Below are 23,648 nucleotides of genomic sequence, written 5' to 3'. Positions count from 1 at the left end.
TTGAGAGGTTAATGAAAGATTAAGTAACATTTAAAAATATTTTTTTTGAGCTATTTGTTACAAAAATTTACGGCTATCAAAAAATTAGATTTCTCTTCTATCAACAAGAAACGATGAAATGCCAGGGTTAAACAATGACTTCAATTGTTCAAGAATAGTTTTCATTTCTTCTTCAAGTGTGTAGTGGGGATTGATAATCCATAATCCACATCCTGTCATCCCTGCCCCATCTTCTGCCCTGTGAATAAATTCAAGTCGTAGGGTACTTTTTGCACCAATACTTTCCATACCCCTTAAAAGCTGCTGATGTAACCAATTATCAACTAAAGGATACCATAGGCAAAAAGTCCCGGTTGAAAACCGTTGATAAGCTAAATTAATTGCCTTGGGAATAGTTTTGTACTCATCTTTAATTTCATAAGAAGGATCGATAAAAATAATGCCTCGACGTTCGGGAGGAGGTAATAAAGAAGTTAAAGACGCGATACCATCACTATGGCTGAAAAAAACACGCTTTTCTGGATGCAGTAGTGTTTTAAGATGTTCAAATTCTCTTGGATGTAATTCACAGCAATATAAACGATCCTGAGGTCTTAAAAGCTCAATAGCAATCGCAGGAGAGCCTGGGTAGAAACGAAGCCCTGCTGTAGTGTTTATCGAGTTGATACATTTTAGGTAGGGTGAGAATAAAGGGGATAATTGATTTTTATGTTGACAAAGCAATTGGATGCCTTGAAGCGATTCTCCAGTCTTTATAGCCTGTGAATCCTTTAAATCATAAAGTCCTTTACCTGAATGGGTTTCAAGATAAAACAGCGGTTTTTCTTTCTTCACTAAGTAAGTAAGAATGCGAGAAAGCGTGACGTGTTTCACAACATCAGCAAAATTACCGGCATGGTATCCGTGTTGGTAGCTAAGCATAAGAGGACTTGATTAAAAAAGGGAAAGTATAACATTCCTATAAAGTAATCCAATCAAAATTATCCAGTTTTAATTGTTCATTTCGCATAGATGGAAAGGTTCAATGCATTTTTAACTTTAAAAGTATGGATACCGCGCATAAAGCGCGGTAAGTAGGAGGAATAGGGAATAGGGAATAGGGAATAGGGAATAGGGAATAGGGAATAGGGAGTAGGGAGTAGGGAGTAGGGAGTAGGGAGTAGGGAGTAGGGAGTAGGGAGTAGGGAGTAGGGAGTAGGGAGTAGGGAGTAGGGAGTAGGGAGTAGTCTGAGGATGATCACACCATTTGATGGTCTACGTACTGCGCTTTATGCGCAGTATCCATTAGAATTTCCTCTTCACCTAAAGCACACCATTGATAGCAGGTATAAAAGCGAAATACATAGGAATGAACTAGAGTCCAGCTAATCATTTGATTTCTTATTACAGAAAAGTGAGTTAAAAATATCTCCAAATATATGCACTATACTTAAATTGTGTTTTTTAAGGACCAATGGAGACAATTATGGGCTTTCCTAGAGAATATGAAGAGAGCAATTCTTTTGCAGATTATTCCTATGAGGAAGAAAAAGTTGAAAACTTGGATCATAAAAAACGAGTACGCAAAATGCTTGAAGACAGACTTGAGCGTAAACGTTTAAGAGAAGAGTTAGAAGACGAATTGGACGGTGAATTCGATTGGGATGAATTAGATCGTTAACTACAGCCTCTTAAATGTCTTGCTGCAAATAGTGTATTCTGCAGTAAGACAGTAATAGTCATTGGTCCGACCCCTCCTGGGACTGGTGTTATCCAGCCAACTCTTAACTTAGCCTTTTCAAAATCAACATCACCTCTTAATTTTCCACTAGGTAAACGATGTATACCTACGTCAACTATCACTTGCTTCAAGTTTAACCACTCAATGTCAATTACATCGGGAATACCTGTTGCTACTACCAAAATATCTGCACTACGAACATGTCTTTCAAGATCTTCAGTAAAACGATGGCAAATAGTTACGGTTGCTGCGGCTAAAAGAAATTCCATTGCCATAGGACGACCCACAATGTTTGATGCACCAATTACAACGGTATGTCTACCTTCAATAGGTATCTGATAATAGTCCAATAGGTTAATAATCCCATACGGGGTGCATGGTCTTAATAAAGGATTTCTTAATGTCAAACGCCCCATATTGTAGGGATGAAAACCGTCAATATCTTTGTGGGGATTAATGCATTCGATAACTTTATTGGGGTCAATCGATTCAGGTAAAGGAAGTTGGACTAAAATGCCATCAATTTCAGGTGAATTATTTAATTTATCAATTAAGATTAATAATTCTTTTTCCGTGGTGGATGCAGGTAAATCATAAGCATAAGATTTAAAACCTATTTCCGAACAGGCTTTTCGCTTGTTATTCACATAAATCTGGGACGCTGCATCGTTTCCTACAAGAATGACGGCAAGACCAGGTGCACTTTTCCCCTCACTAACCATATCAGCAACAGCGAGTTTTATTTCCTGTTTTAATTTAGAGGAAACCAGATTGCCATCTAATAAAATTGCAGTCATATTTCAAGGGGTAAGAAGTTTGTACGGATTATGAAATAGCAAACTAATTAATGCAATGATTAACAAGCAATAACTACTTTATATTTGTTGCATCAATACCCTAGACAAACTTGGTTTGGTGTTATACATTGGCCGTTTTTAGCAGGAAATGCTCATGCGTATTGCCTTAGGGGTTGAATACGATGGTAGCCAGTATCATGGCTGGCAAGCGCAAACGGGTCTGCATACGGTTCAGCAAGTTTTGGAAGCTGCTTTAGCAAAGGTCGCTGACAGTGAAGTCAGTGTCGTCTGCGCTGGCAGGACCGATACAGGTGTGCATGCCACAAACCAGATTATTCATTTTGATTGTGAGAAACAACGAACTATTCGTTCATGGATTCATGGCGCTAATTCTTATCTACCGAAAGATGTCTGTGTCCGGTGGGGAAGAGAGATGCCTGATAATTTTCATGCACGGTATTCAGCGTCATCACGACGTTATCGTTACATTATTTACAACTCTCCGATACGACCAGCGCTCTTGCGTAGCAGTGTAACCTGGCAATATCGCCAGCTCGATCATCATGCCATGCAAGAAGCAAGTCAATGCTTGTTGGGGGAAAACGACTATACTTCATTTCGATCCATAGAATGTCAGTCTAATACCCCCATGCGTAATGTGCATGATTTGCAGGTAACGCGTACTGGCGATTTGGTGATGATTGATATTACGGCAAATGCTTTTCTTCACCACATGGTAAGAAATATTGCGGGGGTGTTGATTGCTGTAGGTTCTGGTAAAAAACCAGTAACCTGGGTAAAAGAAGTATTACAGGCGAAAGATAGACGCTTGGGTGCCGAAACAGCCCCTCCTTATGGTTTATATTTGGTAGCTGTTACCTACCCCAAAGAGTTTGGTGTAATTCAGGCAAGTCCGGGGCCTTTATTTTTATGGGAGCGTTAATTGATTGGAAAGCGACTGCGGATGAAAATGTGTGGTATGACTCGAGAGCAGGATATTGCGTACGCGGCTGCTTTGGGGGTTGATGCCATTGGTCTTATTTTCTATCCAAAAAGTCCCCGCTGTGTTTCTGTAAAGCAGGCGAAAGAGCTCGTACAAAATCTACCTGCTTTCCTGAATATAGTTGCAGTAGTCGTCAATCCTTCTGTTGCATCGGTTAATGAAATTATTAAAGAACTACCGATTGACTATTTGCAGTTTCATGGTGAAGAATCCGCCGAATTTTGTACGCAGTTTAAGAAGCCCTACATCAAAGCAGTACAAGCTATTTCAAAAGATTTTATCACTTCGATGTGTATAGAACATTCTCAGGCCGCCGCTATTTTACTGGATACACCGTCAAGTGTTCATGGTGGGACAGGCAAAGTGTTTGATTGGAGTATTATTCCTGATGATATAAAGACACCGCTAATTTTGGCAGGTGGCTTAAATGCAGAGAATGTTGTGAATGCAACTAAAAAGCATTTATTGTATGCAGTTGATGTCTGTAGTGGTATTGAATCCTCTCCTGGTATCAAGGATTATGACAAAATGAATCAATTCGTTAGCGCATTATGGGGTAGTAAATATGAATAAAGTTAAACTCCCGGATAGTCATGGCCATTTTGGCCAGTATGGCGGCATGTTTGTAGCCGATACCTTAATGCATGCGTTACAACAATTACAGGAAGCCTATCAGAAGTATTCTCAAGACCCTGAGTTTTTAGCAGAGTTAACTGCTGAGTTACGTGACTATGTAGGGCGTCCATCACCTCTTTATCACGCTAAACATTTGAGTGCGAAGATTGGCGGAGCTCAGATTTATTTAAAACGAGAAGATTTAAATCATACCGGGGCTCATAAAATTAATAATACCGTTGGCCAGGGTTTGCTTGCTAAGCGAATGGGAAAAACACGAATTATTGCTGAGACAGGAGCAGGTCAACACGGTGTTGCCTCGGCGACGATAGCTGCCAAACTCGATATGGAGTGCGTGGTCTACATGGGGGCTGAAGATATAAAAAGACAAGCCATAAATGTTTATCGCATGAAATTATTAGGTGCTAAAGTTGTTCCGGTAACTGCAGGTTCTAAAACACTAAAAGATGCTTTAAATGAAGCAATGCGAGACTGGGTTAGTAACATAGACAATACTTTCTATATCATTGGTACAGTTGCAGGTCCTCATCCTTATCCGCAAATGGTGAGAGATTTTCAGGCAATTATTGGTCAGGAAGCGCGTGAACAAATGCTTAAAGCCACTGCTCAATTACCCGATGCATTGGTTGCTTGTGTAGGGGGAGGATCTAATGCGATTGGGTTATTCCATGCTTTTTTAACTGACAAAACTGTAGCAATTTATGGAGTAGAAGCCGGCGGAAAGGGCATTGAAACAGGTGAACATGCAGCTTCTTTAATTGCTGGAAAGCCAGGTGTGTTGCATGGAAATCGCACTTATTTACTCTGTGATGAGCAAGGACAAATCAAGGATACGCATTCAGTGTCTGCAGGTCTTGATTATCCTGGGGTAGGGCCTGAACATGCTTATCTAAAAGACACTGGACGTGTTGAGTATGTGGCGATTAATGATGATGAAGCACTTAATGCATTTCGCATGTTAACTCAGATAGAAGGTATAATTCCTGCATTAGAGTCAAGTCATGCTGTTGCCTATGCCATGAAACTTGCCAAAAAAATGTTGCCTTCACAAAGAATTATCGTCAATTTATCGGGACGTGGAGATAAAGATATCCACACAGTAGCACAAATTGATGGGTTATCTTTGTAATCAGTTTATTAAATGCTTAAGCCCGCTTGAGTCTTTATAGTTTTAAAGAGACAGCGAATACGAGGGTACTGTGTTATAAGGTAAATTATGAATCGAATTGATAAGACATTGGTACAATTGCGAGCTAGTGGTAAAAAAGTACTGAGCCCATACATTACTGCCGGCGATCCTAAACCGGAGATGACCGTTTCTTTAATGCATGAACTGGTTGCTGCTGGTGCTAATATTTTAGAAATTGGCATTCCCTTTTCTGATCCAATGGCCGAGGGTCCAGTTATTCAGGCAGCAATGGAACGAGCCTTGGAATATCGAATCAGTTGTGATGATGTGTTTTCGCTTATTGAAACCTTTCGCAAGACAGATCAGCATACTCCCATCGTATTAATGGGTTATGTAAACCCGATTGAACAATATGGCTACGAACGCTTCGCCAAAAGAGCAAAGGCAGTCGGGGTCGATGGAACAATCCTGGTGGATTTACCGCCTGAAGAAAGTGAGTCGATTGTTTCTATATGGGACTCAAATAATCTATACAGTATTTATTTATGTTCTCCGACTACTTCGGACGAACGCATGAAATTAATCAATAATTACGGTAAGGGCTATCTTTATTATGTGTCATTGAAGGGAGTGACAGGATCTGATGATTTTGACTTACAACAAGTAAGAGAACGATATCAACAGCGAAAATCGCAAACTGATTTACCTCTTATGGTAGGATTTGGTATTAAAACACCCGCAATGGCGGCAAGAGTTGCAGAGTTTGCTGATGGTGTTATTGTTGGAGCAGCACTAATTAATAAAATTTATGAAGCTTATGTTGCAGGTCTCTCCGCGTCTGCTGCGGGTGCCTCTTTAATCCGCGATATGCGGCAAATGATAGATAAAGTTGAGTGAAGATATGACAGACGTTAGTGAAAAAAGAACCCATTTCATCAGACAATTAATCACTGAAGAATTAGCAAGCGGTAAACATCAAGAGGTTATTACCCGTTTTCCCCCAGAACCCAATGGTTATTTGCACATCGGACATGCTAAATCAATCTGTCTTAATTTTGGCTTGGCAGAAGAATTTAAGGGTAAATGTAATCTGCGTTTTGATGATACGAACCCTATCAAAGAAGAGCAGGAATTCGTTGATGCTATTATTGATGATGTTAAATGGCTTGGTTTTGACTGGAATGCGTTGACGCATTCGTCTGATTATTATCAAGAGCTTTATGATTATGCTGTTTATTTAATTAAGCATGGCAAAGCTTATGTCGATAGTTTAAGCATAGAAGAGATTCGTGCGCATCGGGGAACACTTCTAGAGCCTGGTCGCGAAAGTCCTTATCGCAATCGCTCAATCGAAGAAAATTTGCAACTATTTGAGCAAATGAAAGCAGGAAAATTTGCCGATGGAGAACATGTTCTTCGCGCAAAAATTGATATGCAGTCAGGTAATGTGAATATGCGAGACCCAGTTCTTTATCGTATTCGACATGCCTCACATCAACGTACAGGTGATCAGTGGTGCATTTATCCCATGTACGATTATGCACATCCTATCTCTGACGCCTTAGAAAAAGTAACACACTCTTTATGTACTTTGGAGTTCCAGGATCACCGTCCTTTGTATGATTGGTTTATTGATAACTTGCCAGTGCCTGCAAAACCTGTACAAACTGAATTTGCTCGTCTGAATTTGTCACATACGGTGACTTCAAAACGAAAATTAAGAGATTTGGTTGAGAAAAACATTGTTTCTGGTTGGGATGATCCCAGACTACCTACCTTACGTGGTATGCGTAAACGCGGTTACCCATCAGCGGCAATTAAGCAGTTTTGTGAAATCATAGGAATTTCTCGCAGTGATTCTGTTATTGATATGTCAATTCTTGAAGAATGCGTACGTAATGAATTAAATAAGACAGCAAAACGAGCACTTTGTGTACTTGAACCATTAAAAGTTGTCATTGAAAACTATCCGACGGAACACATTGAACACTTAGAGGGTAAATTTAATCCTCAGGATCCAGAATCGCCCACGCGTATTTTACCATTTAGTCGTGAAATTTATATTGAACGCAGTGATTTTATGGAAAATCCACCGAAAGATTATTTTCGGTTGGCACCAGGAGCTGAAGTTCGTCTAAGACATGCTTATGTGATTCGTTGCACAGAGGTGATGCGTAATGCAGACGGTGAAGTTACTGAATTGCGTTGTACCTATGATGAAAATACTTTAGGAAAAAATCCTACGGATAGAAAGGTAAAAGGAGTTATTCACTGGGTTTCATGTAAAGAAGCACACCCTGTAACAATCATGCAATATGATCGCTTGTTTACTGATTCTAATCCTGCACGTGAAGAGGATTTTTTACAATTTTTAAACAAAGACTCTTTAGAAATAAAACAAGCCCTCTGTGAACCCTCTTTGGCAACGCAGCGACTCAATGAAGTCTTTCAATTTGAGCGCTTAGGTTACTATTGTGTGAATCAGGTTGAAAAAGAAAAAGTGACCAGTTTTCATCGTGTGGTAGGTCTTAAAGATACCTGGGGAAAAATAAGTTAAGGGGCAGTGATGTTACATCTTTATAATTCATTAACACGAACCAAAGAACCATTTAAGCCACTAAATCCAGGCAAAATTGGTATGTATGTATGTGGAATAACAGTCTATGATCGTTGTCATCTTGGACACGCTCGTTCCATGGTTTGTTTTGATGTCATCGTCCGTTACTTGCGTTCTCTGGATTATGAAGTCACTTATGTCCGAAATATTACAGATATTGATGATAAGATTATCGCCCGAGCGAATGAGCGTGGAATTTCTATTGATGAATTAACCTCGCAATACATCCAGGCTATGCACGATGATACGAGGGCTTTAAATATTTTATCCCCAGATATTGAGCCTAGAGCAACAGTCCATATTGAATCGATTATAAAGCTAATAAAACGGCTTATTGATAACGGTCATGCTTATGTCAGTGAAAATGGTGATGTGTGTTATCAAGTAGAAAGTTTTAAAGACTACGGTAAATTATCGCATAAAGATTTGGAAGGATTAATGGCGGGTGCTCGAGTGGAGGTGGTCAAAGAAAAACGCTCACCTTTGGATTTTGTGCTATGGAAAAAAGCCAAAGCAGGAGAGCCCAGTTGGTCTTCGCCTTGGGGTAAAGGACGCCCAGGATGGCATATTGAATGTTCCGCTATGGCAATGCATGAATTAGGTGAACATTTTGATATTCATGGTGGTGGTTCCGATCTGCAATTCCCTCATCATGAGAATGAGATTGCTCAAAGTGAAGCAGCCAGTGGAAAGACTTTTGCCAATTATTGGCTTCATGTCGGCATGTTACAGGTCGATAATGAGAAAATGGCAAAATCGGTAGGTAATTTTTTTACTATCCAGGATGTACTGCAGAAATATCATCCAGAAGTGATTCGTTATTTCTTATTGAGTAGTCATTATCGTAGTACTCTTAACTACTCAGAAGAAAATTTATTAAATGCTGGTAAAGCACTAATGAGATTGTATCAGTCTATAAAAGATGTTTCTGATGTGAATTTGGAAATTGATGAGCTTTGGCTCAAACAATTTAATCAGGCAATGGATGATGATTTTAATACACCAGTCGCTTTATCAGTCTTGTTTCAATTAAGCCATGAAGTTAATAAAACAAATTCTGCTAAGCTGGCCAGTACATTAAAACATTTGGCATCGCTTCTTGGGTTGTTACAAAATTCTCCTGATGCATTTTTACAAGCAGGACTTAGTGAGCTGGAAAAAAATACAATTGATCAGCTGATTCAAGAAAGACTTGAAGCGAGAGCCGCGCGAAATTGGTCAAGAGCTGATGAAATTCGTATCTCACTTGCCAATCAAGGCATCGAATTGGAAGATGGCCCCAACGGGACCACCTGGCGTAAAAAGGCTGAATAAGAGCGATATCATTCAGCTATAAGCTATCGGCAACTAAATACCTACGTCCCGCGGCTTGTCCGCGGGATCCAGTTCTACTGTTTAGCTCTCTCGGCACCCTTATATCAAATCTCCCTGTCTTGTGAACGCAGCGAGGCAATCATCTCCTATTTAACTCAGCGATAGGAAGAGAGTTAAATTTTTCCTCAATTGATACCACCATTTTTTGTCGATTGGTCGCAGCAAAAAAAGTGCTTCCTGTGATTAAATATTTTCCAATGATAAGAAGAAGTCCAATACCAGTTGCTGCAATGGCAATATTGGCGAGAATAGGTTCCCAAATGTAGCGATGGGTTTTCATTTCGCGGTGACCTGCTTCTAGAGCACATGCAAACTGATTTCTGATTGATGTAAGCTGATTAGAGTCAGAGCTATTTTTAGCGTGCACAAACTTGGCCATTAGATCTGCAAGCTGTTCAGCAAGTTGAACGGCTTTCTTACCTTCGGTTCTATCGATATCGTTATAAGTGCTTTGATAAGCTAGTTTGCAACCATGGTTCTTTAATAAATCAATCTGTTGATAAACTGCAATAATTGGTAAATATACTTCATCTTTGCTTGGGAAAGAAGGCATTTCAGGGAGCTTTGCCAAAATCATTAGTAATGATTCGCTATTGGTAAGCAGCAAATCCATGACACTTGGATTTTGGGTAATATTACTTTGAATAAAACTAAGTTCTTTTTCAGGGGAGATAGAGTCTAGAATGTATGATAATAATGGAGGAACAGTTGCAACCAAGTGTAAAACGCTATTGCCAAATAGAGTTTCCGCAGTTAAAAGTGAAGTCACATTATCTTTGGGTAATGTTTTTAAAATCATTTCGATTGCAGTAAATGCATTTGTTTGCTGGTTAGTTTTTAGATATTCTTTCACCATCCAATACAAACTATTAGCTTCCCCATTGCCCTCATTAACCATTTTTATCCAATCATCCTTGGATAATATTTTCTGAAGGGGGAGTAAAAGACGAGAATCGATTTTGCTAAGGGGAAATTTTCCATGTTGATTCTTGGATTGTAATACTTCTAAACGTTTTTCCCAAGGTAATGTATCTAAAACAATAACCAGATTATCGCGTTCTATCATATCGATTACACGATAATTAAGAGTTCCATTAAGACAAAGTGCTTCTGCTCGTCGCTCACTCGGTAATAATGATAAAACCACTTTAAGTGCATGGGGGTTTTTAAATAGAGAAAGAATGGGATAATCACTACCCTTGCTTCTGTATTGGATGACAGAAAATCGATCATTTTCAGGGAGAAGTTTCAAAAGATCTTCCAAATATTCAGCACACAGAGAGTCAAGTAAAGATAAGCCTTTATTATTTATACACGTGACGGCGTTCAAGCGTTGTTCTTCAGGTAAATACGGGAGTAGACGAAATAATACTTCAGGATAATCAAAACAATTGGATATATTGTTAGAGCAGGTTATTGCTGACCATCTGTCTTGCACAGGTAATACTTCCAGGATTAACTTTAGGCCTTTATTCTGAAGCGTTTGATCGAAGACACTGAAACCGTATTTGTTTTTACTGACTACAGCCTCTAAGCGGTCTTGTGAAGGAAGTGTTTCTAAAATTTCTACTACGGTAGTAATGTTTTGGTTAAATAAAAGATTATTTTTCTTTATAATATCTGATCGAGTTATTGCCGGTATGGTTTCCAAAATTGACACTAGGTTAGTGGCATCGCGTCCGGATAAAAGATTATGTCTATTTACAAGAGTAAGAGAATCTTGAGCTGGTAAAATTTTCAAAATTGATATTGTGGAAAAAATAGTTTTTGTGGGTAGAAGCTTACTTGCCTCGATAATGTTTAAACGTTCTTCTTGAGGTAATAGTTTCAAAATTTCTATTGCGTTATCAATGCGAAGACTAGACAAAGGATTATTGCCCTTTGTATCTTGCGTAAGTATGGCTGTCACTCTTTCATTTGCAGGAAGTCTGTTAAGAATAATTCGACGGGCTCGCGGATTACTTACAGAATGCAAAAGCGTTTCCCCACGACTGTTCTTAGTCGTAATAATTTCTAAACGATCTTCTAGTAGAATAGAGTCGAGAAGCGCTTCTAGTTCTGAACCATGAAATGCTGCCTCTTCAAGTAAATAACGCATTTCGAGGTTGCTTAAGGGTTTTTCAGCATCTGGCCATCGAGATAAAATAATGGTCCTTGTTGGTGATTCATCCAAAATTTTTAGAAATAAGGCTTTATTCGATTGATGAAGCTCAAAGAATTCTTCTTGTGTGAAAAATGAGAGAATAGAATTGAATAAATTATAATCTTTAAAAGATAAAGCGTACTCCAGTCCTGTTGCAAGGCCTAATTTTTTAGCATTGTGTTTAACTGCTTCATTGAAAGCTAAGAGTTGAGTCTCACTAAGAATACCTGCTACAAGTGTTTCCAAAAGTTCTTCGGGTAAAGATGGTTTGCAGATAATTTGTGCGTGCTTCAATAAAGAATCGTAATAATTTGGAGGAAAATTAATTAAAAAACTATAGTAGTCTGCTACATCATTAATCTGGATACGAGTTAAATGTTTGGTTAAATATTCATCTGGGAAAGTCTGGACGGAATCATTACCTGTAGTTAGCAATATTTTTTTATCATATTGATTTATTATCGTGTCAATTTGTTCTTGGGTAAGATTTGGTCTGGTCTTTAGGACAGATTTATTAACGGGATTTTCTAAAATGCTATTTAAATCATCGGATGCTTGTTCAACACAATTTCCATTATCTAAATGATTTAAAATGCTGCTAAAAGGTTTACCTTTACTCGTTTGTAAAACCATCAACTGATTTTTCAACGACTGGGGTAAAGAGTGGAGATAGGAAAGAAATTCGGTATAGGCTACTTGAGCTGCAATGCTCGCATTCTCCTGCCCGGTAAGTCGCGACCCTCCCGAAATTAACTCCTGGGTTAACCGTTTAATGGCTTCATAGGGAGTTTGACCTTGATTGTTAACGATTAGCAAATTCTTATAGAGAATTTGTAATGCATCATTATGATGATAGAGCTTTTCTGCTAACGCTGGTTTTTCTGTTTGCAATGTTTTTAGTAAAGTTTGATGATGAACAAATCTAAATTCAGCAATACTGTTCACATCAACTAGATAGTTATCGACCATTGTAAATTGTTTGAGTCGTTCTAGTTTCAGAACTCCATCGTCAGAGGGCTCTTCATCGGGGAATTCGTTTAGTAAAGATAAAGGAGTCTCAATGAGGCGAAGCGCTGGATTTTTAGACGCTTCTATTATTTCCTCCGGACTTGCGATTTTAGGTATATCTAAATAGAAGTCAGGGGTGATAAAGACGGCATCATCCGCAAGTAATATTTTAAACATTTCACTCATTGTTTTAGGCTGGAATAAATATTCCGCGATTTGCCAATAGAGTTGGTTACATTCATTGTCAGGGGATGCAAAAAAACTTAGGCAGGTTCCCGAATTATGTTGAGCTCGAAGTTTACATCGATCAATAAATTTTTTTTCAAAATTCTCAGGATCGTTCTCTAATAGATTATGTAAATAGACAAACTCATCTTGAAATTCATTACTAATAATTTTAGTTTTAAGACTCGAATAGTCATGAGGAGGAGCATCATCAAGAGTTAAGAAATCGGCTTTTTGCTTAAAAAACGCTTTAAGGGATAAAATCTGTTCTGTTTGCATGATAGCTCAATATGATAGCCAATATGCATATAAATTATACATTTCGGTGTGCTGAGTAGCTATGGGTAATATTACCCATAGTCAAAAAGTGAGTGCTCTTAGAACTTTCCAAAACAGTCCAGATTGGCGCAATTTCAGAAAATGGTCTATTTTTATAAGTAGGGCCTTGTTTTTTTAAAGGATTATGCCTACTAAAGGGATTTAGGATAAGGCCGCCAAGACCCAAAGTTACTCCGGGTTTAATAAATACCGTCTTCTTTCCTAAATAATGAATTGAAAAAAAATTTATCAATTTTACCTTTAAAATTTAGCAGCTCATCTATACTGGGATTGTAAATTAATGAATTTAGGCATTTAAGTAAACAATAAATGCGAAGGAGAGCGTCATGAAGAAATTATTTTCCATTCTATTAGCAACGTTTGGAATAGCGATGTTTGCAAATGCTAATGTAAACTCCCTCAATCCGGACTCTCAACAGCGAAATTCAAGCATGAATCAAACTGATGAGGTAGCAATTGTTAACTTGGCGAGTAGTGATGTAACCAGTCCCACCGACTCTACATCCGATGATAATATTAGTACTGCTACGGGATCAACTTCTGTAGATGACGACTCAAGCACAATAGACAAAGCTACTACAACAGGAATGCCAACGGATACAACAACAGATACGACAACGACGGGAACCAGTACAGATACAATCGCGCCTGGAACAGACAGTACTACTCCAAATACGGATACTACTACACCAACTCTGAACCCTGCCAATCCAAGTACTGATACTACTCCTCCAGGTACAGATACTACCATTCCAACTGAACCAAGTGCCACAGATACTACCCCTGGTACTGATAGTACGACTACTCCTGGTACAACCGATTCAGGGATTGGGACAAGTACTACTCCAGATAATACTGACACGGGTGTAGGAACACCAACTAACACCGATACGGATTCGAGTGGCAATTCTGGTACTAGTACTCCAGGTTCAAGTTACTAAAAGTTTATAACCTTGACAAAGAAAAATAATAATAACGTCAAGGTTATATTATTACCAATAGGGAATGAGAATACATAAAGAAAAAGAGGCACAACAAATTTGGTAAATGGAAATTTTTGAACTAACTTTAAAAATAGGAGGCAGAAAAGGGAAATGTAATGAAAGATCCATTAGAAGCACTAGAGGAATCTTTAGCTTACATGTTTGAATTACAAACGACGAAAAAGACGGGAAATTATATTCATCCCTCTGTACAAAAACTTAAAGAAGCATTGGAAAACTATAAAAATGGACCGTCTCTCTCGCTGCGAGAGTTGACTGCGGCCATAAAATTAGCGCTTCCTGTTATCGAAAATTACGTTGACGGGTATATGGTTAAATTAAAGATGGATGCTTTAGCGCAAGTAAATGGTTCATCGATTATTTGGGATGCGCCTGGACCAAAGAGCAGGGGATATCCCTATTTTCAATTTCATACGTCGTTGGCACAATCAAGAAATGACTTTATTTCCTGGATTTCTTTGCGCTGTGGACTTGAGTTCAATACGCTTGAACCTTCGCAACAGGTTGCTGTCATGCTTACTGAGATTAGCAAAAATGAGTTTATGACCAAATTAGCTGAGCACTTGCTAAAAAATCCTTATTTTCTGTGTAACCTGACTCTGGCCTCGCCTGAGATATTTATAGAAATCATTACTACTCGTCTTGGATTTGAACTAGAAAATCATCATATTGCCAAGGCCATCGTTTATCATTGTGACTCGATGATTGATTCGTCGGGTAGTTCTTCAGAGGAGATAAATAATTACTTTGATGAACTCAATATGCATCTGGCGGTAACAACACGTTCTATTGATAAATTATTAGATGATTCTCAGGCGAAAGAGGAATTAGAGAAAAAAGACATTTTTCAATATTACAATGAAAATAAAACTCGCGATTATGCTGGCCAACCTTAATTCCTCTAGTGTTGACTGGTTACCCGCAAAATTTCTGCCAAAGAAGTATCTCCTGCTAAGACACGTTTAAAACCATCATCCCGTATGGTAGGCACATTGGGTCGCAGGTAATTATCGATAATTTGCAAATTTTCATTACGATGAATCATGCCGCGCAATGTTTCATCTATAGAAATTAATTCATAAATTCCAGTACGGCCTCGATAGCCAGTATGGTTGCATTGTTCACATCCTTTTGGTTCACAAACTTTCGAAATATCGGTATCTGCAGGAATTCGCATGAGCTCTTGTTCGTCTTCTCGCAAATGATGCGTAATTTTACAATGAGGACATAATTTGCGTACAAGTCGTTGCGCAATTAATCCCACAATACTAGATGCTAACAGAAAGGATTCTACGCCCATATCATGTAAACGCGTTATAGCACCAAGAGCACTATTCGTATGTAAAGTAGAAAGTACTAAATGTCCCGTTAAGCTGGCTTGTACGGCAATTTCTGCTGTTTCCAAATCCCGAATTTCCCCAATCATTACTACATCTGGATCTTGCCGCAAAATGGCCCTAAGTCCTTTGGCGAAAGTCATTTGAACTTTAGTATTAACTTGGGTTTGGCCAACGCCAGGTAAGTCGTATTCAATTGGATCTTCAATTGTGAGGATGTTGCGACTAACTTCATTAAGCTCAGTCAACATGGCATAAAGCGAGGTGGTTTTACCAGAACCAGTGGGGCCTGTTACCAAAATAATACCATGGGGTTCAGCAATCATTGTTCGCATTGCATTGAGTGTAGATTTGGGCATCCCTAAAAGACTCAAATCTAACTGAGCTGCTTGCTTGTCTAAAATACGCAATACAATGCGTTCGCCATGATTAGATGGTAGCGTGGATACGCGCACGTCAATATTATGACCACCTATTCGCAAAGCAATTCGCCCGTCCTGAGGAATACGCTTTTCCGCAATATCCAACTTTGCCATCACTTTGACGCGGGAAATTACTAAGGGCGCTATAGCACGTTGAATTTCTAAAACCTCATTTAAAACACCATCAATTCGATTGCGAACTAACACGCGGTTTTCATAAGTTTCAATATGAATATCTGAGGCCTTTTGTTTAATTGCTTGCGTGAATAAGGCATTCAGTAAACGAATAATAGGGGCGTCATCCTGATTGTCCAGCAAATCTTCACTGACTGGCAATTGATCAGCAAGCAATGACAAATCCATATCCTCTTCCATCACTTCTGCGGCATCTAACACAGAAGATTGTGATTGATAGATATGCGCTAGATGTTGTTGAAATTCAGATTCATTGACTTCAGCAAGTTTAATGTCGCATTGAAGCAAACGCTTAACCTCGGCTAAAACAGTCAAGGAGGGATTGGCTAGATGATAAATAATGGTAGTACCATTTTCTTGTGTTCCAGCAATAACCCCTTGGGATTTTGCGAAAGTGTAGGGAAGGCGTCTTAGTTTTTCCTGATTTTCCATACCGATTATTTAGTCATTATGATGCGTTGTTGGGGTTGTTTTCTAAGTATAACAGTTTGCTGCGTAGATTGACTAAACGGTCTTGGCAATGCTGATTGATTCATTGATGGCAGCAATACATCATCATTTTCAGGGTTATAAGGCTGCTCTCGTAAAAATTCCAATTGCTCTTGGCGAACATCTGTATATTTGCCATTAGTAACATATAAAGCGTCACTCCGACTTCTTAGTATACAGGGTTTTATGAATACCATTAAAACACGCTTTTCGCGGCTTTGAATATTATGTTGGAATAGACGTCCGACTCCTGGCAAATCACCGATGATGGGAATGCGGTTATCATCATTACCAACACTGTCTTGGGTTAAACCACCTAGTACAACAATATCACCGCTTTCTACGTGAACGGATGTTACAATGCTTGAAATTTTAAAAATTGGATTATCAGTATTCAGCGTACTGGATGGATCAATCGTGTCATTTCCTTGATCAATCTGCAGTTGAATGCCGTTACCACGAGTAATTTGGGGTCTTACATACAAGTGCAGCGCAACATTGACACGATCAAACGTAGTAAACGGACTTGCAGTTGTTGTACCACCAGCATTATTAGGATAGCTAGTTGATGCCACTGATAACTGTCTACCGACAAGAATTTTAGCTTGTCTATTATCCAGGACTACGACAGAAGGTGTGGATAAAATATTGGCTTTACGATCTCGTGCCAGGGCATAAATTTGTGCCTGGAAATCATCAATTCTAGTTTGCGAATTGATAATGGCAAACCCAGGACGAAAATCACTTGGTTTTCCAGTTTGTTGATCGCTTCCCCATTCAATGCCGAGGCTATTTAGATCATTCTCGTCGATCTCTGCGACTAAAGCCTCAATCAATAACTGAGCAGGTTTAATATCCAGTTGGCGAATTACTGATTTTAATGTGCGGATTAAACTAACCGGCGCATTTAGGATAATTGAGTTAGTGTTAGGTTCTGCAATAATTTGTACCGTAGGTTTGGTAGTTCCTTCAGTTTGCGTCGCAGCTCCAGTAGTATTTGGCGTGGCTGCAGGATTTGTAATTGCAGGTGGTGTGGTTTGTGCTGGACTTTGATTCCCACTGGATGAATTGCTGACAAGATTAGATGCAGGATTTGTACTATCCAACTCAGGACGAGTTATTGTGCCTATGGTAGTACCCACATTACCACTAAAATTGGCTTGGGCAATACCAGCCAAGATAGGAACTAAATCTTCAGCCCGTAAATAATTTAGATAAACAACTTGAGTGTTGCTATCGGTGCCATAAGCACTTTGGCGATCTAATTTGGCAATTAATAATCGCAAGCGAATTCTTTCTGTTTTGCTTCCGCTCAATAAGATGGCATTACTGCGGTCATCTGCTGCAATCATTGTCTGCACATGACTACCCAGTCCAGGCTGTGTTTTTACCAGATCTTTTAAAGTATTGGCGACATCCATTGCCAGAGCATGTCTTAGAGGAATCATATCAATGCCATTGGATGAGGAGCTATCAACTTGTCTAATAATTCTAACCATTTGTTTAATATTACTGGCACGACCAGATAAAATAAGCATATTTGAGGGTGCATAAGCAGAAACACTACTCCATTGGGGCATCAAAGGTCGTAAAACAGGGACCAGTTGTTCAGAGGGGACGTAATGAACAGGTACAACAGCTACCATCATTTCATCGCCCTGGGGTGGATTTCTTAATTGACTCAATCCATACGGTGATTGTGTTTTAGCGTCAATATTAGGAATAATTTTAATGACATCACCGCTGGGAATGGCTGCATACCCTGAAATTTGTAACATGGACAAAAATACTTGATAGAGTTCTTTGTCAGAAATTGCTGTGCTTGAAACGATAGATATTTTGCCTTGAACACGAGGGTCAATAATAAAGTTCTTCCCCGTTACTCTCGATACTTCTGCAATAACGGCGCGAATGTCTGCATTTCGCAAGTTCCAGAGTTTTTTAGCGGGAGTATTTGACTCTTTGTCGTCGTCATTACTATCACTAACCACAGTAACAGGTGTAGCTACAACGGATGGCTTGGTAGCAGCAGCAAAATTATTTCCTAAGGGTGGAACAGGTTTGTAGCGTGTTTCGTCGTTTAATTTTTTTTGTAATTCCAAAGCTAATGCATAATCATGTATGGGACCAATTTGCACAGCATAATTATTTTGGTTGGTGGTTTGTTCTATAGCTATCGGTTGTTTAATCGTAGAGGATAATTTGAATTTAAGTTGCAGTGCGTTATTTTGATGTGCGAAGCCTCCCACATGAAGCATATAAGCCGGTTGACCATCAATAGTAATCGACTTGATATTGACTTCTGTAGCGCAAGTGACTGTTAAACAAAATAAAATCAGTGTAGCAACCGCAATTTTTCGCATCAAACAACCAGAAAATAATTGATGGTATCATCATATCTAAATTTGGAGGGATACAATAGAGTTTTGGGACAATTAAGGTTAATTAATTCGGGAATTTTGCTTGTGGATGGTGGCTATGGGTGGACTCGAACCACCGACCTCAGCATTATGAGTGCCGCGCTCTAACCGGCTGAGCTACATAGCCACAAGAGGCCGTGATTTTGTCTCTTTAGTCGTTTGATGTCAATACTAAAAAGTTAATATTTTAAAATCTTGCATAAGAACAACCGAAAAAGGGTGTTTGAGGCAAAAAATTACACCTTGAGACATTTCTAAGAATAATGTTTTTTTTTGGTAAAGATTAAAAAATAAGTGGGAGATTTAGGTGGGATTAGATATCTTTTTGGATAGAAAGGTATTGTCATTGCGAACATAAGTTATGTTCGCAATGACAGACAAAACTAGACAATCAGTAGATAAAGAGCACCTGGACCACGCAGAACTTGAACCAACAATTGTTTATTTTGTGCTTGAGCAATGGTTTGCAACGCTCTAACACTCTGAGTTGGTTGCTTGTTTGCAGAAATAATAATATCACCAGGTCTTAAACCTGCACGCCAGCCAGCACTGTTCTCAGAAGCACCTGCAACTTGAACACCAACTATATGGCCGTGTAATGGAGAATCTTGTTCAAAGTTCTTCAGAGCTAATCCATAGAGGTAAGGGTTGCTGGCTTGCAGTTTTTGCTCATGCTTTTTGATATCAGTAACCACAGCACTTAAGGTCATTTCCTTACCATCACGTTGAATAGTAAGTTTTGCTTCGCTGCCAACACGTAACAAGCCAATCGTTGATTTAACCTGAGTAGCCTGAGTAATTTTGGTGTCATTAATTTTAGTAATGATGTCACCTGGTTTTAGGCCAGCTTTCTCAGCTGGGGAGTCTTGATTCACCTGAGCAATAATCGCGCCTTGGAAATCTTCAGGGTATCCCATAGCCTGTGCTAGTTCAGGGGTAAGATGTTGAACAAAAACACCCATTAATCCTCGATGAATAGTACCAAACTTAATCAATTGCTGAGCAACATCTTTCGCCATATTGATAGGAATGGCAAATCCAATACCAACGTTACCACCGCCATAAGGAGAAATAATCGCTGTGTTAATGCCTATTAACTCACCTTTGGTGTTCACTAATGCACCGCCTGAGTTACCTGGATTAATCGCTGCATCAGTTTGAATAAAGTTCTCTAAACCTTCGATATTTAAATCGCTTCGCTTGGTAGCACTAATAATTCCATAGGTAGCAGTTTGACTATTTCCAAAGCTGTTTAGTCCAAAAGGGTTGCCAATAGCAACAACAAAATCACCAACCTCTGCTTTGTCAGAGTCACCAATAGGTAAGCTTTTTAAGTTTTTAGCATCAATTTTAAGGACAGCAATATCAGTATCACTGTCGCCGCCAATCAATTTAGCTTTTAAACGGCGGCCATCATTTAAAGTGACAGTGATTAAAGAGGCATTGCGAATCACGTGATCATTCGTGATGATGACTCCATTTTGTGGATCAACGATAACGCCTGAACCAATACTTTGGAATTTTCTTGGCTTCTCAGGGAGCTGTTGTGGCGTTTGCCCACCTTCTTGCCCCTCTTCCCCTTCTTCGGTATTAGGGACATTAGGCAAATAACCTTGCACAGCCACATTGACGATAGCGGGCATGGCATTTTTTAAGATAGGAGCCCAGGTCGCCAAAGGCTTTGCTTCTTCAGCTGGCACGTTAAAAGAAAAAAGGGTAAGTAAAATTATTATCGCGAAGCGAATTTTCCTAGTCATATTATTTATTCCGATTTTATTTATTAAACCAAATAAGTGTTGCCATTCTACCTGTTTGTGGCTCTCGGCGATAGGAATATAAGTCATTTTTTTGCTCAAATGTACAAACATTTGATTGATAAACCGCCAAAACACCAGAATTGTTTAATATTTGCTCAGCAAGTTTGGCCAAATTTGCATGCCATTTATCGCCTTTACGGAGGAAGTTTTGTGAGGAGAACGGATAGTTTTCTTGATAGGCTTGAAAAACATCATTGCCTACTTCAAAGCACGATTGACAAATCGCGGGTCCAATCCATGCCATCAACTGAGAGGCGGGACTATGCATTTTACGAATCGTATTTTCTACAATGCCACTAACCAGACCTCTCCAACCCGCATGTACTGCAGCAACCTCATTGCCCTCCATATTACAAAGCAAAATAGGCAAGCAATCTGCGGTTAAAATTGCTAAAGGTTGAAGTGGTAAGCGTGTAGTGGCTGCGTCTGCTTTGCGGTTAGTTTCTTCTTCTACAGTCACACAGAGGGTACTGTGAATTTGCTCAAGCCACGCAGGTTCATTAATGGGTTGCGCACTGTCTCTTAATTGTTGACGATTTAAAATCACATCATCACTGTTATCGCCGACATGTAACGCTAGATTATTTTGATCATAAGGTGGTTTACTAAAACCCTGGCCGCGCAGGGTGGTAAATGCGGTTATATTGGTTGGTGCAGGCCAGTTAGCATAAAGTCTAGTCAAAATGAGTATCCAATGCTTGCAAAAGTTGTTGAAAATCATCCGGTAAAGGGGCCTCAAATGTCAACTCCTCGTCGTTTTCCGGATGAATAAGCGACAAACTTGAGGCATGCAAGGCTTGTCGTTGAAATTGTTTTAATTGTTCTCTTAATTCTTCACTCGCTTGAGCTGGGAAGCGCATTCTGCCACCATAAAGCGGATCGCCTACAACGGGATGATTGATATAAGCCATGTGCACTCGAATTTGATGTGTGCGGCCTGTCATTAGTTGGACATTCAATAAGGTGTAATCTGCATAGTGTTTTCGGATGGAATATAAGGTAATCGCTTCGCGGCCTTGGGCACAAACTGCCATTTTTAATCGATTCTTAGGATGCCGGCCGAAAAAAGTATCGATTTCTCCCCCCGAAACTAAATATCCCTGTACCAGGGTGATATAGCACCGATGTATTTCGCGAGCCTGCATTTGTCGAATAAGACTGGTATGGGCTGAAAGGGTTTTAGCAACAACCAGTAAACCGGTGGTGTCTTTATCTAGACGATGAACTATTCCAGCGCGCGGCAGATTGGTCAGCTGAGGTGAATGATGTAACAGTGCATTCACTAGTGTATGTTCCCGATTTCCAGCACCAGGGTGAACGACTAAACCTGCAGGTTTATTGATGACTAATAAATAGTCATCTTCGTAAACAATATTAAGGGGGATTTCTTCAGGCAAGGAGACAAGTTGGCTGACATGGTCAGCCAAATCCACCTGCATATCTATTTCATCGCCATCCATAACCTTATCTTTGGGTTTGCAACTACGTTGATTAAGCGTGATAGCTCCTTGCTTCAACCAATTACTCAACTGAGAGCGGGAATAGTCAGGAAACAACTGAGCCAAAACGATATCAATGCGTTGTCCATGATATTCACGAGGAACAACGAAGTGCTGACAAATCACTTCACTCATGCAGAGACTGACTCATCAGTTATTCTGCCTCGTAACGAATTAGGTAACGCTTCATTGATATGAACATTAACAAATTGACCAATTAGCGAGGGTGGACCATCAAAATTAACAACCCGATTACATTCAGTCCGACCTGCCAATTGCTGGGCATTCTTTTTCGAATTGCCGGTGACCAAAATTCGTTGAATACTACCTACCATCGATTGGCTGTAGTGTGATGCTTGTAGAAGCAATCGATTTTGTAGAATCTGCAATCGTTGTTTTTTTACTTCCATTGGAGTTTCATCAGCCAGGTTTGCAGCCGGTGTACCAGGACGTGGGCTATAAATGAAGCTGAAAGAAGTATCAAAACCTATCTCATGAACCAAATCCATCGTTGCTTTGAAGTCTTCATCGGTCTCACCAGGAAAACCGACAATAATATCAGTAGATAAACGAATGTCAGGACGCACTTTACGAAGTTTACGGATTTTTGATTTGAATTCCATTGCCGTATAACCGCGCTTCATCATGCTGAGAATTTTATCTGAGCCTGCTTGCACCGGTAGATGCAAATGATTAGCGAGTTCAGGAACTTCTGCATAAGCATTAATCAAATTATCGGAGAAGGCAAGAGGATGAGACGTTGTAAAACGGATTCGACCAATACCGTCGATAGCCGCAAGATAATGGATCAATAAGGCTAAATCAGCAATATCTCCATTTTCCATCCGACCACGATAATCATTCACATTTTGTCCTAGAAGATTAATCTCACGGACACCTTGTGCTGCGAGCTGATAACACTCCGCCAAAACATCATCAAAAGGTCGACTAATCTCTTCTCCACGCGTGTAAGGAACTACACAATAGCTACAATATTTGCTGCAACCTTCCATAATAGAAACAAAAGCAACCGGACCTTCTGCACGAGGTGCTGGCAAGTGATCGAATTTTTCAATTTCAGGAAAACTGATATCGACCACAGGTTTCTTAGTATTCAAGCGTTCATTGAGCAGAGTAGGCAAGCGATGTAATGTTTGGGGACCAAATACTAAATCGACGAAAGGGGCACGTTTAATAATATCAGCCCCTTCCTGGCTTGCAACACAGCCACCGACTCCAATAACAACATGGGGATTTTTCTGTTTATAATCTCGCCATTGGCCCAATTGGGAGAATACTTTCTCCTGCGCCTTTTCGCGAATGGAACAGGTATTCAACAAGATCACGTCAGCTTCTTCAACGATATCGGTTTTTTCCAAACCGTGGGATTGAAGAAGTACTTCTGCCATTTTAGATGAATCATATTCATTCATCTGGCAGCCATTAGTTTTAATATACAGTTTTTTTGCCATAG

19 protein-coding genes and 1 tRNA gene are annotated in these 23,648 nt (G+C 39.5%); 9 read left to right on the top strand and 11 right to left on the bottom strand.

The features are described 5' to 3' along the window. Window positions 1-84: 84 nt before the first annotated feature. Both LHA_RS08930 and LHA_RS17515 read right to left on the bottom strand, forming a co-directional pair. Window positions 85-921 (bottom strand): 23S rRNA (adenine(2030)-N(6))-methyltransferase RlmJ, encoded by an 837-nt coding sequence (locus tag LHA_RS08930; protein WP_045106237.1) that lies wholly within the window; start codon window positions 919-921, stop codon window positions 85-87. 316 nt (window positions 922-1,237) lie between these two features. Beyond that, window positions 1,238-1,372 carry a hypothetical protein gene (locus LHA_RS17515; protein ID WP_256597148.1) on the bottom strand — a complete coding sequence of 45 codons (135 nt, stop codon included), beginning with the start codon at window positions 1,370-1,372 and terminating at the stop codon, window positions 1,238-1,240. 93 nt (window positions 1,373-1,465) lie between these two features. On the opposite strand from LHA_RS17515, the gene LHA_RS08925 reads away from it, so the two are divergent. Further along, the gene (locus LHA_RS08925) at window positions 1,466-1,660 is read left to right on the top strand and encodes a PA3496 family putative envelope integrity protein (protein ID WP_045106236.1); all 195 of its coding nucleotides are present in this window, start codon (window positions 1,466-1,468) and stop codon (window positions 1,658-1,660) included. Here LHA_RS08925 and folD read toward each other — a convergent pair. Beyond that, window positions 1,657-2,517 carry a bifunctional methylenetetrahydrofolate dehydrogenase/methenyltetrahydrofolate cyclohydrolase FolD gene (gene folD, locus LHA_RS08920; protein WP_045106235.1) on the bottom strand — a complete coding sequence of 287 codons (861 nt, stop codon included), beginning with the start codon at window positions 2,515-2,517 and terminating at the stop codon, window positions 1,657-1,659. The two genes, LHA_RS08925 and folD, sit on opposite strands and share 4 nt — an antisense overlap. A gap of 154 nt (window positions 2,518-2,671) precedes the next feature. On the opposite strand from folD, the gene truA reads away from it, so the two are divergent. From truA to cysS, 6 genes are all read left to right on the top strand, one after another. Next, a complete protein-coding gene (truA, locus tag LHA_RS08915) occupies window positions 2,672-3,460 on the top strand; it encodes a tRNA pseudouridine(38-40) synthase TruA (protein ID WP_045106234.1) in 789 nt (262 codons plus the stop codon). A 21-nt stretch (window positions 3,461-3,481) separates the two neighbouring features. Continuing rightward, on the top strand, window positions 3,482-4,093 hold the full coding sequence (locus LHA_RS08910) for a phosphoribosylanthranilate isomerase (protein ID WP_370447945.1): 612 nt from the start codon (window positions 3,482-3,484) through the stop codon (window positions 4,091-4,093). After that, a complete protein-coding gene (trpB, locus tag LHA_RS08905; protein ID WP_045106233.1) occupies window positions 4,086-5,285 on the top strand; it encodes a tryptophan synthase subunit beta in 1,200 nt (399 codons plus the stop codon). The genes LHA_RS08910 and trpB overlap by 8 nt, the downstream gene beginning before the upstream one ends. 87 nt (window positions 5,286-5,372) lie before the next feature. Beyond that, on the top strand, window positions 5,373-6,182 hold the full coding sequence (trpA, locus tag LHA_RS08900; protein ID WP_045106232.1) for a tryptophan synthase subunit alpha: 810 nt from the start codon (window positions 5,373-5,375) through the stop codon (window positions 6,180-6,182). 4 nt (window positions 6,183-6,186) lie between these two features. After that, complete coding sequence (locus LHA_RS08895; RefSeq protein WP_045106231.1) at window positions 6,187-7,842, top strand: glutamine--tRNA ligase/YqeY domain fusion protein; 1,656 nt, start codon at window positions 6,187-6,189, stop codon at window positions 7,840-7,842. Window positions 7,843-7,851: 9 nt separating this feature from the next. Next, a complete protein-coding gene (cysS, locus tag LHA_RS08890; RefSeq protein WP_045106230.1) occupies window positions 7,852-9,216 on the top strand; it encodes a cysteine--tRNA ligase in 1,365 nt (454 codons plus the stop codon). A 139-nt stretch (window positions 9,217-9,355) separates the two neighbouring features. Here cysS and LHA_RS08885 read toward each other — a convergent pair whose 3' ends face one another. Further along, window positions 9,356-12,931 (bottom strand): hypothetical protein, encoded by a 3,576-nt coding sequence (locus LHA_RS08885; protein WP_045106229.1) that lies wholly within the window; start codon window positions 12,929-12,931, stop codon window positions 9,356-9,358. 386 nt (window positions 12,932-13,317) lie between these two features. On the opposite strand from LHA_RS08885, the gene LHA_RS16060 reads away from it, so the two are divergent. Both LHA_RS16060 and LHA_RS08875 read left to right on the top strand, forming a co-directional pair. Further along, complete coding sequence (locus LHA_RS16060; protein ID WP_052673653.1) at window positions 13,318-13,932, top strand: hypothetical protein; 615 nt, start codon at window positions 13,318-13,320, stop codon at window positions 13,930-13,932. Window positions 13,933-14,090: 158 nt separating this feature from the next. Continuing rightward, entirely contained in the window at window positions 14,091-14,891 is an 801-nt protein-coding gene (locus LHA_RS08875) for a hypothetical protein (RefSeq protein WP_045106228.1), read from the top strand. Window positions 14,892-14,896: 5 nt separating this feature from the next. On the opposite strand, the gene lspE is transcribed toward LHA_RS08875, so the two are convergent. The 7 genes from lspE to miaB all read right to left on the bottom strand — a co-directional run bounded on the left by lspE (window position 14,897) and on the right by miaB (window position 23,646). After that, the gene (lspE, locus tag LHA_RS08870; RefSeq protein ID WP_045106227.1) at window positions 14,897-16,381 is read right to left on the bottom strand and encodes a GspE family T2SS ATPase variant LspE; all 1,485 of its coding nucleotides are present in this window, start codon (window positions 16,379-16,381) and stop codon (window positions 14,897-14,899) included. A gap of 5 nt (window positions 16,382-16,386) precedes the next feature. After that, the gene (lspD, locus tag LHA_RS08865) at window positions 16,387-18,801 is read right to left on the bottom strand and encodes a GspD family T2SS secretin variant LspD (protein ID WP_045106226.1); all 2,415 of its coding nucleotides are present in this window, start codon (window positions 18,799-18,801) and stop codon (window positions 16,387-16,389) included. Window positions 18,802-18,908: 107 nt separating this feature from the next. Continuing rightward, window positions 18,909-18,985, bottom strand: a tRNA-Met gene (locus LHA_RS08860). 256 nt (window positions 18,986-19,241) lie between these two features. Then, a complete protein-coding gene (locus tag LHA_RS08855; RefSeq protein WP_045106225.1) occupies window positions 19,242-20,615 on the bottom strand; it encodes a Do family serine endopeptidase in 1,374 nt (457 codons plus the stop codon). A gap of 16 nt (window positions 20,616-20,631) precedes the next feature. Beyond that, the gene (pgeF, locus tag LHA_RS08850; protein ID WP_172480802.1) at window positions 20,632-21,357 is read right to left on the bottom strand and encodes a peptidoglycan editing factor PgeF; all 726 of its coding nucleotides are present in this window, start codon (window positions 21,355-21,357) and stop codon (window positions 20,632-20,634) included. Then, window positions 21,350-22,309, bottom strand: a complete 960-nt coding sequence (rluD, locus tag LHA_RS08845; RefSeq protein ID WP_045106223.1) for a 23S rRNA pseudouridine(1911/1915/1917) synthase RluD — start codon at window positions 22,307-22,309, stop codon at window positions 21,350-21,352. The genes pgeF and rluD overlap by 8 nt, the downstream gene beginning before the upstream one ends. Next, the gene (gene miaB, locus LHA_RS08840; RefSeq protein WP_045106222.1) at window positions 22,306-23,646 is read right to left on the bottom strand and encodes a tRNA (N6-isopentenyl adenosine(37)-C2)-methylthiotransferase MiaB; all 1,341 of its coding nucleotides are present in this window, start codon (window positions 23,644-23,646) and stop codon (window positions 22,306-22,308) included. The genes rluD and miaB overlap by 4 nt, the downstream gene beginning before the upstream one ends. Window positions 23,647-23,648: the final 2 nt, after the last annotated feature.

This window comes from Legionella hackeliae, from assembly GCF_000953655.1.
Taxonomy (GTDB): domain Bacteria; phylum Pseudomonadota; class Gammaproteobacteria; order Legionellales; family Legionellaceae; genus Tatlockia; species Tatlockia hackeliae.
Note: the sequence above shows the minus strand (reverse complement) of the source record. Positions and strands in the feature narration are given on the sequence as shown.